Source organism: Acidisphaera sp. S103 (assembly GCF_009765975.1).
GTDB lineage: Bacteria > Pseudomonadota > Alphaproteobacteria > Acetobacterales > Acetobacteraceae > Rhodopila.
Map to the genome: position 1 here is coordinate 68,179 of NZ_LMUJ01000024.1, position 15,016 is coordinate 83,194.

At 64.0% G+C, this 15,016-nt stretch carries 17 protein-coding genes; 1 reads left to right on the forward strand and 16 read right to left on the reverse strand.

The features are described 5' to 3' along the window. A partial coding sequence (locus GSQ89_RS02500; protein ID WP_174254820.1) for a S4 domain-containing protein occupies nucleotides 1-331 on the reverse strand: 331 nt, incomplete at its 3' end. Then, nucleotides 328-1,596 (reverse strand): phosphoribosylamine--glycine ligase, encoded by a 1,269-nt coding sequence (gene purD / locus GSQ89_RS02505; RefSeq protein ID WP_158921678.1) that lies wholly within the window; start codon nucleotides 1,594-1,596, stop codon nucleotides 328-330. The genes GSQ89_RS02500 and purD, both read right to left, overlap by 4 nt. Nucleotides 1,597-1,656: 60 nt before the next feature. On the opposite strand from purD, the gene xseA reads away from it, so the two are divergent. Next, nucleotides 1,657-3,192 carry an exodeoxyribonuclease VII large subunit gene (gene xseA / locus GSQ89_RS02510; RefSeq protein ID WP_158921680.1) on the forward strand — a complete coding sequence of 512 codons (1,536 nt, stop codon included), beginning with the start codon at nucleotides 1,657-1,659 and terminating at the stop codon, nucleotides 3,190-3,192. 109 nt (nucleotides 3,193-3,301) lie between these two features. Here xseA and GSQ89_RS02515 read toward each other — a convergent pair whose 3' ends face one another. The 14 genes from GSQ89_RS02515 to urtA all read right to left on the reverse strand — a co-directional run bounded on the left by GSQ89_RS02515 (nucleotide 3,302) and on the right by urtA (nucleotide 14,806). Next, nucleotides 3,302-3,688 (reverse strand): carboxymuconolactone decarboxylase family protein, encoded by a 387-nt coding sequence (locus GSQ89_RS02515; RefSeq protein WP_158921682.1) that lies wholly within the window; start codon nucleotides 3,686-3,688, stop codon nucleotides 3,302-3,304. Between the two features lie 54 nt (nucleotides 3,689-3,742). Then, nucleotides 3,743-4,366, reverse strand: coding sequence for an urease accessory protein UreG (gene ureG, locus GSQ89_RS02520; protein WP_158921684.1), 624 nt, complete (start codon nucleotides 4,364-4,366; stop codon nucleotides 3,743-3,745). After that, entirely contained in the window at nucleotides 4,363-5,025 is a 663-nt protein-coding gene (locus GSQ89_RS02525) for an urease accessory protein UreF (protein WP_216855974.1), read from the reverse strand. The genes ureG and GSQ89_RS02525 overlap by 4 nt, the downstream gene beginning before the upstream one ends. After that, a complete protein-coding gene (locus GSQ89_RS02530; protein WP_158921686.1) occupies nucleotides 5,009-5,482 on the reverse strand; it encodes an urease accessory protein UreE in 474 nt (157 codons plus the stop codon). Before GSQ89_RS02530 ends, GSQ89_RS02525 begins: the two co-directional genes overlap by 17 nt. Beyond that, a complete protein-coding gene (gene ureC / locus GSQ89_RS02535; RefSeq protein ID WP_158921688.1) occupies nucleotides 5,482-7,191 on the reverse strand; it encodes an urease subunit alpha in 1,710 nt (569 codons plus the stop codon). The genes GSQ89_RS02530 and ureC overlap by 1 nt, the downstream gene beginning before the upstream one ends. Next, the gene (locus GSQ89_RS02540; RefSeq protein WP_158921690.1) at nucleotides 7,191-7,499 is read right to left on the reverse strand and encodes an urease subunit beta; all 309 of its coding nucleotides are present in this window, start codon (nucleotides 7,497-7,499) and stop codon (nucleotides 7,191-7,193) included. Before GSQ89_RS02540 ends, ureC begins: the two co-directional genes overlap by 1 nt. 70 nt (nucleotides 7,500-7,569) lie before the next feature. Continuing rightward, nucleotides 7,570-7,938, reverse strand: a complete 369-nt coding sequence (locus GSQ89_RS02545; protein WP_158921692.1) for a DNA-binding transcriptional regulator — start codon at nucleotides 7,936-7,938, stop codon at nucleotides 7,570-7,572. A 157-nt stretch (nucleotides 7,939-8,095) separates the two neighbouring features. Continuing rightward, nucleotides 8,096-8,398, reverse strand: coding sequence for an urease subunit gamma (locus GSQ89_RS02550; RefSeq protein ID WP_158921694.1), 303 nt, complete (start codon nucleotides 8,396-8,398; stop codon nucleotides 8,096-8,098). A 13-nt stretch (nucleotides 8,399-8,411) separates the two neighbouring features. Then, nucleotides 8,412-9,218: an urease accessory protein UreD gene (locus GSQ89_RS02555; RefSeq protein ID WP_216855975.1), complete on the reverse strand. Its 807-nt coding sequence runs from the start codon at nucleotides 9,216-9,218 to the stop codon at nucleotides 8,412-8,414. Nucleotides 9,219-9,225: 7 nt separating this feature from the next. Next, a complete protein-coding gene (gene urtE / locus GSQ89_RS02560; protein WP_158921696.1) occupies nucleotides 9,226-9,921 on the reverse strand; it encodes an urea ABC transporter ATP-binding subunit UrtE in 696 nt (231 codons plus the stop codon). A 15-nt stretch (nucleotides 9,922-9,936) separates the two neighbouring features. Beyond that, entirely contained in the window at nucleotides 9,937-10,683 is a 747-nt protein-coding gene (gene urtD / locus GSQ89_RS02565) for an urea ABC transporter ATP-binding protein UrtD (RefSeq protein ID WP_158921698.1), read from the reverse strand. Continuing rightward, entirely contained in the window at nucleotides 10,680-11,798 is a 1,119-nt protein-coding gene (gene urtC, locus GSQ89_RS02570) for an urea ABC transporter permease subunit UrtC (protein ID WP_158921700.1), read from the reverse strand. Before urtC ends, urtD begins: the two co-directional genes overlap by 4 nt. Next, nucleotides 11,795-13,399 carry an urea ABC transporter permease subunit UrtB gene (gene urtB / locus GSQ89_RS02575; RefSeq protein WP_158921702.1) on the reverse strand — a complete coding sequence of 535 codons (1,605 nt, stop codon included), beginning with the start codon at nucleotides 13,397-13,399 and terminating at the stop codon, nucleotides 11,795-11,797. The genes urtC and urtB overlap by 4 nt, the downstream gene beginning before the upstream one ends. Nucleotides 13,400-13,468: 69 nt before the next feature. Next, nucleotides 13,469-14,806 carry an urea ABC transporter substrate-binding protein gene (gene urtA / locus GSQ89_RS02580; RefSeq protein ID WP_158921704.1) on the reverse strand — a complete coding sequence of 446 codons (1,338 nt, stop codon included), beginning with the start codon at nucleotides 14,804-14,806 and terminating at the stop codon, nucleotides 13,469-13,471. Nucleotides 14,807-15,016: the final 210 nt, after the last annotated feature.

A 15,016-nucleotide genomic window follows, 5' to 3' on the forward strand; every position in this document is an offset into this window, starting at 1 on the left:
CGAGCCGCCCGACGCTGATCACCCGCGGCAACTGGTGCTTCAGTTTGTCGAACACCGTCGGCCGCCCTTCGGGGTCCTTGTGAGTGGTCACCAGCCCCTCGGGCTTGTGGTAGCGCCACACCCGCGTGCGATCCGGCTGGTCCACCACCTTGCCGTTCACCTGCACCACGTCGCCGGGGGAGATAAACGTCGCCGGATGCGTCACCACCTTGCCGTTCAGCTTGATCCCGCCCTCGGCCAGCATCCGTTCGGCATCCCGCCGGCTGGCCACACCCGCTCGGGACAGCCACTTGGCGATCCGGTCGCCGCGTTTTTCGTCAGTGTCACTCACAGCGCGCGCGCACCGATGTCGCGACGGCAGAATCCGTCGGGCCAGACGATCGCATCCACAGCAGCGTATGCGGCATCCCGGGCACCCTTGATATCCGGGGCGGTGGCACACACCGTCAGCACCCGCCCGCCTGCCGCCAGGATAGACCCGTCCGGCTTCGCTTCGGTGCCGGCATGGAAGACCGACACACCCGGCACCGAAGCGGCCGCATCCAGGCCGCGGATCACCGAACCCCGCTGCGGCGCCTCCGGATAGCCCCGCGCGGCCATCACCACGGCGACCGAGGCCAGATCGTTCCAGCGCAGGTCGAAATCCCGCAACTCGCCGTCGCAGGCCGCCTGCAGGGCCGGCAACAGATCGGACTTCATCCTGGCCAGCAGAACCTGGCACTCCGGATCGCCGAACCGCACATTGAATTCGATCAGTTTCGCCCCTTCCTCGGTCAGCATCAGGCCGGCGAACAGGATACCGCGAAACGGCATCCCCTTGCGCGCCATTTCCTTCAGCGCCGGCCGGATGACCTTGTCCATGCACGCGTGTTCCAGATCGGCTGGGAAACTGGGCACCGGCGTATAGGCGCCCATTCCGCCGGTGTTCGGCCCGGTATCGCCGTCGCCGACCCGCTTGTGGTCCTGCGCCGATCCCAGCAGCAGAGCGTCCTCACCATCGCACAACGCGAACAGCGAGACTTCCTCGCCCACCAGGCATTCCTCGATCACCACCGCCGCGCCCGAGTCGCCAAATACCTTCCGGTCCATCATGGCGTCGATCGCGGCCAGCGCCTCATCTTCCGTCGCCGCGACAACCACGCCCTTGCCGGCCGCCAACCCGTCCGCCTTCACCACCACTGGTGCGCCGCGTCGGCGTACGAATTGCCTGGCCGCGTCGGCGTCCTCGAACCGTTCCCACAACGCTGTGGGGATCCCGGCTGCATCGGCGATTTCTTTGGTGAAGGTCTTGCTGCCCTCCAGTTGCGCCGCCGCGCGCGAGGGGCCGCAACAGGGGATGCCGCCGGCCTCCATAGCGTCGGTGATCCCGGCGACCAACGGGGCTTCCGGGCCGGGAACCACCAGGTCGATCGCATTGTCCTGGGCGAACCCCACCAGCGTCGGGATATCCAGGGCGCCGATATTCACGCACTCCGCCACCGTCGCGATCCCCGGATTCCCCGGCGCGCAATACAGCTTCGTCAGCAGCGGACTACCCGCCAAGGCCCAGCACAACGCGTGCTCCCGCCCGCCCGATCCGACGACCAGCACCTTCATCGCACTCTCCTGTTCACGCGTCCGGTTTCCTGCGCGCACGCCGTAGCATAGGCTGTGGATATGGACGACCCACGCCCCGCCCCGGTTTCCAATATGCCGGAATACACAGTCTCCGAAATCTCCGGGGCGGTGAAACGCACGCTGGAAACCACCTTCGGCCGCATCCGCATCCGCGGCGAGTTGACCGAGGTCAAGCGGTATCCGTCCGGCCATATCTATCTGTCGCTGAAGGACGAAGGCGCCAAAATCGCCGGCATCGTCTGGAAAAACGCCGTCCCCCGGCTCGGCATGGTCCCGGAGAACGGCACCGAGGTGATCGCCACCGGCCGCATTACCGCCTACGGCGAACGCTCCTCCTACCAGCTTATCATCGAGCGGATGGAATATGCCGGCGTCGGCGCCCTGCTGGCCCGAATCGAGATGATCCGTCAGCGCCTCGCCGCCGAGGGTGTCTTCGATGCCGACCGTAAGCGCCCCCTGCCCGGCCTGCCGCGCGTTATCGGCGTCGTCACCAGTGAGCGGGGGGCGGTCATCCAGGACATCAAGACCACCATCGCCCGCCGTTTCCCGACCTCCATCCTGGTCTGGCCGGTGCCGGTCCAGGGCGAGGGCGCGGCCGAACGCATCGCCGCCGCCATCGCCGGCTTCGACGCCATGCCGGAAGGCGGCGATCCGCCTCGGCCCGACGTTGTGATCGTCGCCCGCGGCGGCGGCAGCCTGGAAGACCTGATGGCGTTCAATGAGGAGATCGTCGTCCGAGCGGCGGCGGCCTGCCGCATCCCGCTGATCTCCGCCGTCGGACACGAGACCGACACCACACTGATCGACTTCGTCTCCGACCGTCGCGCACCTACGCCCACCGCCGCGGCCGAGATGGCGATCCCTGCCCGATCCGACTTGATTGCCGATCTGGCCCAAAAGGCCGCGCGATTGGTCGGCGGGTTGAACCGGCTGGCACAGGAAAGCCGTCTGCGCCTGGCCCGGGTCGAACGCGGCATCCCCGACCTGCCGGCGCTTCTGGGGTCCGCGCGCCAGCGGTTGGATGATCGGACCGAACGGGTGCTTCTGGCCCTGCCGTCGCTGGTGGCCCGCCGGCGCGTCGTGTTGACGTCGGTCGAACGCCGGCTGCCCGATCCGCGGACATTAACCGCCCGAGCCCGCGAAACCGTCAGGGACCGGGACCTGCGATTGCGCCTGTCCGCCCCCGGGCTGGTCGCCGCCCATCGATCCAACCTGGACCGGACATCGCAGCGCCTCGCCGGCGCCGTGCATCGCGCGCTGACCGTCCTGCGCGGCCAAGCGGAGCGGGTCATGGGCCGCGTATCCGAGGCGCCGCTGCGAGCGTCACTGCGCGAGGCCCGAGCGCACCTCGCCGGCCTGGGGCCGAGATTGGAGTCGGCATCGCCGATGGCCCTGCTGCAACGCGGCTACGTGCTGGTGACCAATCCCGCCGGCCGGCCGGTCACAACCGCCGCATCGGTCAAACCCGGCAACAAACTGCGGCTACACTTCGGCGACGGCGAGGTCGATGTCACTGCCCAGGGCGGCACCGGACGCGGCCATTCCGCGGCAACACAAGACCAACTGGACCTATGACCGATCGGTCGTCGGGTGCTGTCATTGCGAGACTCGTAGCGACGCGGCAATCCCCGAACCCACAGACACCGCGGGAAAAACGCGATGCCAGCGGGACCGAAGCATCCCCCTACTCGGCCGCGACTTCCTTGAACGTTTCGATCGCGGTCAATAGCGCTTCGCGCACCAGCGGCGCACCGACATAGCCGGCAAGGTGCAGCAAGGCCTCGGACAGTTCATCCTCCGTCCAACCCTGGTTGAGCGCGAACCGCAAATGCAGTTTCAGTTCGGGATCACGCCCCTGTGCCGCATCTGAAATGACACAGATCAACGCTCGTGTTTTCAGATCCAGCCCTGGTCGGGTCCATAGCGATCCGAATATCGCTTCCTGCGTGTAGGCGGCGAATTTCTCCATGATCGGATGCTGATAAACGTTCTTGTCGAGCTTATCCGCATACGCATCGCCCATCAGTTTCCGCCGCATCGCTCGGCCTTGGGCGCGTCTGTCATCAGCCATTTTGATATCCCTCCCGCTGGTCGTCGCCAGTGTCCAACAACAAGGGAGGTTTGGCTAGACCGACCGCAGGCCGCCCTGCTTTTCGACGAATGCGGCAATGTCAGCGACGCCCTTCCCCGCTCGGACATTCGCAAATACGAACGGCCGGTCACCGCGCATCTTTTTCGCGTCCCGGTCCATCACCTCCAGGCTAGCCCCGACGTAAGGCGCGAGATCGATCTTGTTGATCACCAGCAGATCGCTGCGCATGATCCCCGGGCCGCCCTTGCGCGGGATTTTATCGCCTGCCGAAACGTCGATCACATAGATCGTCAAATCCGCCAGTTCCGGACTGAATGTCGCTGCCAGATTATCGCCGCCCGATTCGATCAGGATCAGATCCAGGGCGGGAAATCGCTTCCGCAGATCGGCGACGCCCGCCAGGTTGATCGATGCATCCTCCCGGATCGCCGTATGTGGGCACCCGCCAGTCTCGATGCCCATGATTCGTTCCACCGGCAACGATCCCGCTCGGGTCAGAAATTCCGCGTCTTCCTTGGTATAGATATCGTTGGTGATCGCCGCGATGTCGTAACGATCACGGAAATGCTTGCACAACGCGTCCATCAGCGCGGTCTTGCCGGTACCGACCGGGCCGCCAATACCAACCCGCAACGGCCCGTTCGGAGAAATCGTCATGATCGGAACAACCTCGTGTACTGGGTCTCATGCCGCATGGCGGCCAGATCGGATCGGAACGCGCAGCCGCCAACATCGTCGAGCGTCGCATCGGCCGTCGCGGTGGCCGTCGCCAGGATAACCGGTTCCAGCGCCGCCAAAACCCGCAAACCAGCCGTTTGTCCGAGCGGGACCAGGCGCACGGCCGCCGAAATCAGGTTGGTCGCGAACGCCTGCAGATAGGCAACAGCCGTGTCGTCCTCTGGAACGCCTCGCCCCCCAGCCGCTGCACCCACGGCAACAGCGTACGGTGCATCTTCCGGCAATTCAATCGCTGTCCACGGCGCCACCGCAAGCTGAAACGCCCGCCCCTGGTTCAGTGTCTCATCACGACGTTCCCGAGCCGGTGCAGACGCCGTTGCAAGGGCAACAATCTCCTGCAACGCCGCGCGATCGGCCGCCGCCCGATGCGCATGGCGCAACAGTATCGTATCGGAACGGCCCGAACCGCATACCAATACATCCGTCAACCAATGCAGCAGACTGTCGCCATCCATGACGTCGCCTGCTTCGACCGCCCATTCCAGCCCATGCGAATAGGCGAACGCACCCGTCGGAAACGCCGGCGACAACCATGCCAGCAGATTCAGCAGAGGCCTGTGGTCAGTGGTGGTGGTCATCGTCGTCGTCATGGTGATGATGATGGCCGCCGCCGGAATATGCGCCAGCTTCGGGGTCAAACGGTGCCTGGATCAGGTCTACGTGGCCGCCCAGTCCCTCGACCATTTCGCCGATCACATGATCGGCCCGAATGCGGATCCGGTCGTCCAGCAACTGCACCGGTAGATGGCGATTTCCCAAGTGCCACGCAATCCGGACCAGTTCCCCATCCTCATGCGCGTGGATTTCCATCAGGTCTTCCGCTTGCGCACAAATCCGCACCACACCCGTCGAGACCGACAACCCGTCGCCATCGCGCAACCGCACCGCCTGAGGCAGATCGATCAGTACCTCCGCCCCCAGGACCGTTGTTAGAACGATCCGACGCCGGAAACGCCGGTCATAGTCGATCATCACGCGATCGACCTCCCGTGCCACGTCCCAGCTACCCGCCGGCAGGATGGTTTCGGCGCGCATCAGAACAGGAAATACCGTTGTGCCATCGGCAAAATCGTCGCTGGCTCGCACGTCAGCAGCACCCCATCCGCTCGGACTTCATACGTTTCCGCATCGACTTCGATCACCGGAGTCGCATCGTTATGGATCATCGCCTTCTTGCCGATCCCACCGCGCGTGTTCGACACCGCCGCCAGACGGCGTTCCAACCCCAGCGCCTTACCAACCCCCGCCTCGATCGCCGCCGCCGAAACGAAGGTGATGCAGCTTGCCGCCATCGCTCGCCCGAACGCGCCGAACATCGGCCGGTAATGCACCGGCTGCGGCGTCGGGATGGACGCGTTCGGATCGCCCATAGGCGCACAGGCGATCGATCCACCCTTGATCACCAGATCAGGCTTCACCCCGAAGAACGCCGGCGACCACAACACCAAATCCGCCAGCTTTCCCACCGCGATCGATCCGATCTCGCTCGCGAATCCCTGCGCGATCGCCGGGTTGATCGTATATTTGGCAATGTACCGCTTCACGCGCGTATTGTCGTTGCGCTCGCTGTCCCCCGCCAGAGCGCCGCGCTGCATCTTCATCTTGTGCGCGGTCTGCCACGTCCGAATGATGACCTCACCCACCCGCCCCATCGCCTGGCTGTCCGACGACATCATCGACAGCGCGCCCAGGTCGTGCAGGATGTCCTCAGCCGCGATGGTTTCCTTGCGAATTCGGCTTTCCGCGAACGCAACGTCCTCGGGGATCGAGCTGTCGAGGTGATGGCACACCATCAGCATATCCAGATGCTCATCCAGCGTATTCGCCGTGTATGGCCGCGTGGGATTGGTCGAACTGGGCAACACATTCGGCAGCCCCGCCACCTTGATGATGTCAGGCGCATGCCCGCCGCCGGCGCCTTCGGTATGGAAGGCATGGATCGTGCGTCCCTTGAACGCCGCGATGGTGTCTTCCACGAAGCCGGACTCATTCAGCGTATCGGTATGGATCATCACCTGAACGTCGAAACGATCAGCCACCGACAGGCACGTATCGATCGCCGCCGGAGTCGTGCCCCAATCCTCATGCAGCTTCAGGCAACACGCACCGGCGCGGATCATCTCCTCCAACGCCTGCGGCTGGGATGCGTTCCCCTTGCCGGCAAAGGCGATGTTGACCGGCAACCCCTCCGCCGCCTGCAGCATGCGCGCCATATGCCAGGGTCCTGGCGTGCAAGTCGTCGCCGCCGTCCCGGTCGCCGGTCCTGTCCCGCCGCCCACCAACGTGGTGATACCGGCCGCGATCGCATCGTCCACCTGTTGCGGACAGATGAAATGAATATGCGAGTCGATTCCCCCGGCCGTCAGGATTTTCCCCTCGCCGGCGATAACCTCCGTCCCCGGCCCGATGATGATATCGACGCCGGGCTGAACATCGGGATTGCCGGCCTTGCCGATCGCCGCGATCCGGCCGTTCAGCAGCGCCACATCAGCCTTCACGATGCCCCAGTGGTCGATGATCAGCGCATTGGTAATGACCGTATCGACTGCGCCCTGCGCCTGCGAGTAAGGTGACTGCCCCATCCCGTCGCGGATCACCTTGCCGCCGCCAAACTTCACCTCCTCACCGTAGAGGGTGAAATCCTTTTCCACCTCCACGATCAGATCGGTGTCGGCCAGCCGCACCCGGTCACCCGTCGTCGGGCCAAACATGTCGGCATAGGCCGCGCGGGTAATACGAGCCATCAGTCCAACGCTCCCATCACATCGCCGCGAAAACCAAACACCAAGCGCTTGCCTCGATACGGTATCAGAGTGACCTCTCGGGACTGCCCCGGTTCGAACCGCACCGCGGTGCCCGCCGCGATATCCAGCCGCTGCCCTTTGGCGACGCCGCGATCGAACGACAGCGCGGCATTCGTCTCGGCGAAGTGGTAATGGCTGCCGACCTGGATCGGCCGGTCACCGGTATTGGCCACCGTCAGCACGGAACGCGGCAAATCAGCGTTCAATTCGATGTCGCCTGGTTCAGGGAGGAGTTCGCCGGGGATCATGCAACGTCCTATGGTCGGCACAGTGACAAACTTGTATACTAATCAGCACGATCGATCGCGCCAGTGGCTTCTATGCCGCCGTCGCACTTTCCGCTGCCAATACGCGCTTTACGACTTCAGGTTCCCGCTCGATAACCGCCAAATACGCCAACAATGCGCTATCCGATCGGGATCGCCCCTGCTCCAGATCGCGCAGCCGACCAACATTGATCCGGTATTCGGCCGCAAACCGAGCCTGGCTCTGCCCGGTTCGCCGGCGTATGGCCTGAGTACGGCGCGCGGCGGCAACACGTGCCATTTCATCCGCCGTCCAGGGCAAATTATCCGGGTCCGACAGTGCGGCCGCGGTGATTTCCGCGTCGGTCATCGCATCGAGCCGGGCCAGCGCTTCGGCACTTATGCGGGGTGGATTGTGCGGATCAAGTGTGAAACGAGCCATACATCTTGCTTTCCATCGTGTTATACCCCGAAAGACCGACATTCGGCATGGCCCCTCGCCGTCATGGTGGGCGAAGGCCCGCCATCCATGCCTCTGGCTGGAACAACCAAAGGCGTGGATGCCGACCGTCGTCGGCATGACGAGTTGGTCCCGGCATCTACCGTATCGGCTCATGCACGGTGACCAACTTGGTCCCGTCCGGGAACGTCGCCTCCACCTGCACATCGTGGATCATCTCCGAAATTCCCGGCATCACCTGATCGCGCGTCAGCACCTTCGCCCCCGCTTCCATCAGGTCGGCCACGCTGCGCCCATCCCTCGCCCCTTCCACGACGAAATCCGTGATCAGCGCTACCGCCTCGGGGTGGTTCAGCTTCACCCCCCGTTCCAGCCGTCGCCGGGCCACCATCGCAGCCATCGATATCAGCAGTTTGTCTTTCTCTCGCGGAGTCAGGTTCATTCCGGCAACCTCATCAACACAGCCATACGCGCGGCAACGGACGATTCTCCCGCAGCACGTTCAGCGCGGCAACCACCGTCCCTCGCACACCGGCGCTATCCGGTCCCAGGATACGCGCAACCAACATGCCGTTCCACACGCTGGCCCCGGCCTCGGCCGAACCCAGCGCCGCCCGCACTTCATCCAGCCGTTCCCCGGCATCCGGTGCCACATACACCACCGTCGCAACCACCCTGGCACCGCCGCCAATCGCCGGCCGTGCCATGGCCGCGTCGATGTCGCCATCCAACCGGACCGCGTCATGCAGCAGCAACGACCCGCCGACCCGAACCCGGATCAAATCCCGCAGCCACCCCTGCCGGACCCGTTCACCCATTGCCGTTCGGCCGAACACCAACGTCTCGACACCCAGAAATCGGGCGTCCGCCGCCAGATTGACCTCCAGTTGCCGGTCCAGCGCGGACCGGTCGAACAGGATCGTCTCCTGCGGCAGCCACTCCAGAAACCCACCCGGCTCCACCGTCAACCGAGTCCGCACAAACGACGGCGCATCACCCGGCAACGCCCGGTAGAACCGCTCCGCCGCCTGTGCCGCGATCGTCATCCGGCCGCCGGCCGCAACGCCAAACGCCAGATCCAGCCGATCCCCACCGGCGACACCGCCGCCGGTGTTCAGCATCACCACATCCATCCAACCCGGAACGATCCGCCGTGGAAACCGAGCCTTGAGGCAGCCGGCCTGGCGGAGTTCGTCGAGCACCGTCTCGGGGCCGAATCGCTTGACCACGACACGCAGTTCCCCGACTGCACGCTGCAGCAAACTAGGTTCAGACAGACAGCCGCCGTCGTACATCAGCCTCGTCCAGGTCCTCTCGCCGCCCGGACAGAACCACGTCACCCCGGTCCAACACGACCATCGTTTGCGCCAGTTCCTGGGCGAAATCGAAATACTGTTCCACCAGCAGGATGGCCATATCGCCCCTGGCGCGCAACAGCGCGATCACCCGCCCGATATCCTTGATGATGCTGGGCTGGATACCCTCGGTCGGTTCATCCAGCACGATCAGCCTTGGCTTCATAACCAGCGCCCGAGCGATGGAGAGCTGTTGCTGCTGGCCGCCGGACAGGTCGCCGCCACGTCGGCCCAGCATTGTCTTCAGCACCGGGAACAGGTCGAAGATTTCATCCGGAACTTTCCGCTGCCCGCGCGGCAAGACGGCAAACCCGGTCTCCAAATTCTCCTTGACCGTCAGCAGCGGAAACACGTCGCGCCCCTGCGGCACCCACGCGATTCCCCGTTTTGCCCGGTCGTACATCGGCAGGCGGGAAATCTCCTCGCCCTCCCACTTGATCGAACCTGACGAAATCGGGTGCGCCCCGGTGATCGCCCGCAACGTCGAGGTCTTGCCGACGCCATTGCGGCCCATCAGGCACGTCACCGCACCCACTTCCACCTTCAGCGAAACCTGCCGCAGCGCGATCGCCGCGCCGTAATGCAGATCGACTTTTTCAAAGTCCAGCATCAGCGCCCCCCAATCTCAGCGCCCAAGGTACACTTCGATTACCTTCGGATCTTCGCTGACGAAATCCAACGACCCCTCCGACAGCACCGATCCTTCGTGCAGCACCGTTACCTTCACCCCCAACGCTCGGACGAAGGCCATATCGTGCTCCACCACCACCACGCTGCGGGTCTTGTTGATCTCCCGCAGCAGCACCGCCGTCTGTTCGGTCTCCGCGTCCGTCATGCCGGCCACCGGTTCATCCACCAACAGAAGCTTGGGTTCCTGGGCCAGCAGCATCCCGATCTCCAGCCATTGCTTCTGCCCATGCGATAAATCCGCCGATCGCCGCTTCCGCTGATCGGTCAGCCGAGTCGTTTCGAGGATCGATTCGATCCGCCGCTTCTCCTCCGGCGTCTCGCGCGCGAACAGGGTGAACCGCGCGCCTCGATCCCCCGCCAGAGCCAACAGCAGATTGTCCCAGACCGTATGCGGCTCGAACACCGTGGGCTTCTGGAACTTCCGTCCGATCCCCAGAGAGGCAATGGCCGGCTCATCCAACCTGGTCAGGTCGGTATCCTTGCCGAACACCACCTTGCCCGAATCAGGACGGGTCTTGCCGGTGATCACGTCCATCATCGTGGTCTTGCCGGCGCCGTTCGGGCCGACCATCGCCCGCATCTCGCCTTCTTCCAAGGTCAGCGACAACGCATTCAGTGCCTTGAAGCCGTCGAAGCTGACGGTGACGCCGTCGAGATACAGCAGGGTGTCGCCTTCGCTCATCCCGTCACCTCATGCGCCGCGGCGACCGCCGGGGTTTCTGGTTCCGGCTCCTTGGGTGCGCTGGTCCGGACCAATCCCATCACCCCGCGCGGCAGGAACAGCGTCACGAAAATGAACATCGCCCCCAGCGCGTAGAGCCACACTTCCGGCAGCGCGCCAGTGAACCAGGTCTTACCGAAGTTGACGATGATTGCGCCCAGGATCGCACCCACCAGCGTGCCACGGCCGCCGACTGCCACCCAGATCACCGCCTCGATCGAATTCCCCGGCGCGAATTCGCTCGGGTTGATGATCCCGACCTGGGGCACATACAGCGCGCCGCCGATGCCGGCCATGATCGCGGACAGCACCCACACCACCAGCTTGTAGGATTCCGGCCGGTATCCCAGAAACCGTGTGCGGCTCTCGGTATCCCGCACGGCGATCAGGATTTTGCCGAACCGCGAGTCCACAACAAACCGCGCCAGCAGAAACTGTCCGCACAGCACGACGGCGGAGATCACCAACAGTGCCGACCGGGTCGAGTCAGCCTGCACGTTGAACCCCAGGATGTCCTTGAAGTCCGTCATCCCGTTGTTGCCGCCGAATCCCATGTCGTTGCGAAAGAACGCGAGCAACAGCGCGTAGGTCAGCGCCTGGGTGATGATCGACAGATAAACGCCGGTGACCCGAGACCGAAACGCCAGCCAGCCGAACACGCCGGCCAGGACCGCGGGTACCAACATCGCCATTAAGATCGCGAAACCGAACCATTCGAAGCCGGTCCAATACCAGGGCAGCGCCTTCCACCCCAGGAACACCATGAAATCCGGCAGGTTCGGATTACCGTAAACGCCTCGCGTGCCGATCTGGCGCATCAGGTACATGCCCATCGCGTAGCCGCCCAACGCGAAGAACGCCGCATGGCCCAGCGACAGAATGCCGGCGAAACCCCAGACCAGGTCGACGGCCAGCGCCAGCATCGCGAAGCACAGATATTTCCCGGCCAGCGCGATCACATAGGTCGGGACATGCGCCGCCGACGCCGCCGCCGTCATCTGGTTCAGCAGCGCCAGGACCAGGGCGGCGCCCATCACGGCGATGAGGGTAATGAAACTGGTGCGATCGAGCTTCATGCTTCCACCGCCCGTCCCTTCAGCGGGAACATGCCGCGCGGATTGCGCTGCACGAACAAGATCAGCAGGACCAGCACGATGATCTTGCCCAGCACCGCGCCGGCGATCGGTTCCAGGAACTTGTTGACGATGCCCAGGGTCAACGCGCCCAGCGTCGTGCCCCACAAATTGCCGACGCCGCCGAACACCACCACCATGAAACTATCGATGATGTAGCCCTGCCCGAGATTGGGCGACACGTTGTCGATCTGCGACAGTGCCACGCCGGCGATCCCGGCGATCCCGGAGCCCAGCCCGAACGTCAGCGCATCGATCCATGGCGTACGGATGCCCATCGCCGCGGCCATGCGCCGGTTCTGCGTCACCGCCCGCATCCGCAGGCCCAGCGGCGTGTAGCGCAGCGCGGCCATCAGCGCCGCCACGACCAGGAAGGCGAAAATGATGATATAAAGCCGGTTCCAGGTCAGCGTCAGGCCACCCAACTGGAACGCGCCGCTCATCCAGCCTGGTGTATCGACATCCTGGTTGTTGGCGCCGAACAACGACCGTACCACCTGCTGCAACACCAGCGACAAGCCCCATGTGGCCAGCAGAGTCTCCAGAGGACGCCCATACAGCCAGCGGATCAGGCTGCGCTCGATCACCACGCCGACGGCACCGGACACCAGGAACGCCATCGGCACCGCGATCAGCAGGCTGATGCCGTACAGCGACGGCAGATAGGCGTGCATCAGTTGCTGGACGACGAAGGTCACATAGGCGCCGATCATCACCATCTCGCCGTGCGCCATGTTGATGACGCCCATGACGCCGAAGGTGATCGCCAGGCCGGCGGCAGCCAGCAGCAACACCGAACCCAGGCTGATGCCGTAATAGACGCTCTGGGCGACGCTCCAGATTTGCAGGAAATGATCGATCGAAACCACTGCCGCGGCGGCGGCGGTACCCACCGGCCCGGACTGACCGGCCAGCGCCGACAGCACGCTGCGCGCATCCTGATCGCCGCGTGCCCGCAGGGTCGCCACGGCGTCCAGCTTCTCCGCCTCGCTGGCATCCGGCGCGGACAGCAACGCCGCCGCCTGCGCCTGCTCCATCAGCCGCTTCACAGCGGGATCGGATTCCTTGGCCAACGCTTTTTTCAACGCCGGCAAGGCAGCCGGGTCATGTGAGGTAAACACCGCGGTGGCGGCGTGCAGCCGTGTCGGGGCATCCGGCGCAAATAGCTGCAATCCGCCGAGCGCGGCGTCGATCGCGCTGCGGACCGCGTTGTTGACGCGGACCTTCTTCACGTCGTCGTCGGTCACATCCGGCGCTTTTGCCCCGGTATGCGCGTCGACATAGCTGCCGTCCGGCTGCTGGATGAACAGCGCGTGGTCGTCGTTGGCGTACAGCGTGCCATCATGCAGCGCACCGATCACCACGGCCGCTCGGGGATCGCCGGACTCCGCAAGCTGTTCGATGCCGTGCCGGACCGAATCGAAACTCTCCGGTGAAATCGCCAGGGCCGAGGCTGACAACGCGTCATAGGCATCGTCGGCGTGCGCGCGCGATCCTGGCAGCACCAGAACAATCAGCAGCAGCAATGCGATCAGCCGAGGCATCGCGAACCCTTCACTGAACGGAAGAAAGAGGAGGCGGCCGGGGAGAAACGACCGCCTCCGTTCCGGCAATCAGGCCTTCTTGCCGGAGGTGCAGGTACCGGTCTTCACGTTGAACGCACCGCATTTCAGCGGCGCGCGCCAATCGCCGATCAGGTCCTTGGTGTCCTCGACATAGGGCGACCATTCCTGGGCGACCACGAGGCCGGGCGTTTCCGAAACGATGTTGAATTGCCCGTCCGGCTGGATCTCACCGATCAGCACCGGCTTGGTGATGTGGTGGTTGGGCATCAGCGCCGAGTAGCCGCCCGACAGGTTCGGCACCGAAACGCCGATCAGCGCGTCGATGACGGCATCGGGATCGGTGGTCCCGGCCTTCTCCACACCCTTCACCCACATGTTGAAGCCGATGTAATGCGCCTCCATCGGATCGTTGGTGGTGCGCTTGGGGTTCTTGGTGAACGCCTTCCATTCCTTGATGAAGGCCTTGTTCTCACGGGTATCGACGCTCTCGAAGTAATTCCAGGCCGCGAGGTGGCCGAGCAGCGGTTTGGTATCGACACCGGCGAGTTCTTCCTCACCCACGCTGAACGCCACCACCGGGATATCGGTCGCCTTGATCCCCTGGTTGCCCAGTTCCTTGTAGAACGGCACGTTGGCGTCGCCGTTGATGGTGGACACCACCGCCGTCTTCTTGCCGGCCGACCCGAACGTCTTGATCGACGACACGATGTTCTGCCAGTCGGACTGACCGAACGGCGTGTAGTTGATCATGATATCTTCCTGCGCCACACCCTTCATCTTCAGGTAGGCTTCCAGGATCTGGTTGGTGGTGCGCGGGTAGACATAGTCGGTGCCGGCCAGCACCCAGCGCTTCACCTTGTTTTCCTTCATCAGGTAATCCACCGCCGGGATCGCCTGCTGGTTCGGCGCCGCACCGGTGTAGAACACGTTGCGGCTGCACTCCTGCCCCTCATACTGCACGGGATAGAACAGGATGCCGTTGAGTTCCTCGAACACCGGCAGCACCGACTTGCGCGACACCGACGTCCAGCAGCCGAACACCGCCGCGCATTTGTCGACCGAGATCAACTGGCGGGCCTTTTCGGCGAACAGCGGCCAGTTGGACGCCGGATCGACCACCACGGCCTCCAGCTTCTTGCCCAGCAGGCCGCCTTTCTTGTTCTGCTGTTCGATCAGCATCAGCATGACGTCTTTCAGCGTGGTCTCGCTGATCGCCATGGTGCCGGACAGCGAATGCAGAACACCGACCTTGATGGTGCCGCCGGTGGCCTGCGCTTCCGCCGGGGTTGATGCGGCCTTGACGGCACCGACCGCGGCGAGTGTTGCCGCGGCGACGCCTAACCGGCCGAGACCGCGACGGGAGAGAATGGGTTCGTCCAATGACATCAGTGCCTGTTCCTGTGCCTGTTGTTGTTTCGGTTTCCCCGTCGGATGGACGGCAAAATCAGACATGCAACCAATGTGCCACAGACACGCCGCCGTGATCGCAGCCGCATTAGGGCCGCATATCTGACCAACACAGGGCAGATTTTCCGAACCTAGAATCTAAATCACTCATTTGCTCATAAATTCGTCATATTTGATGCGATCGATACG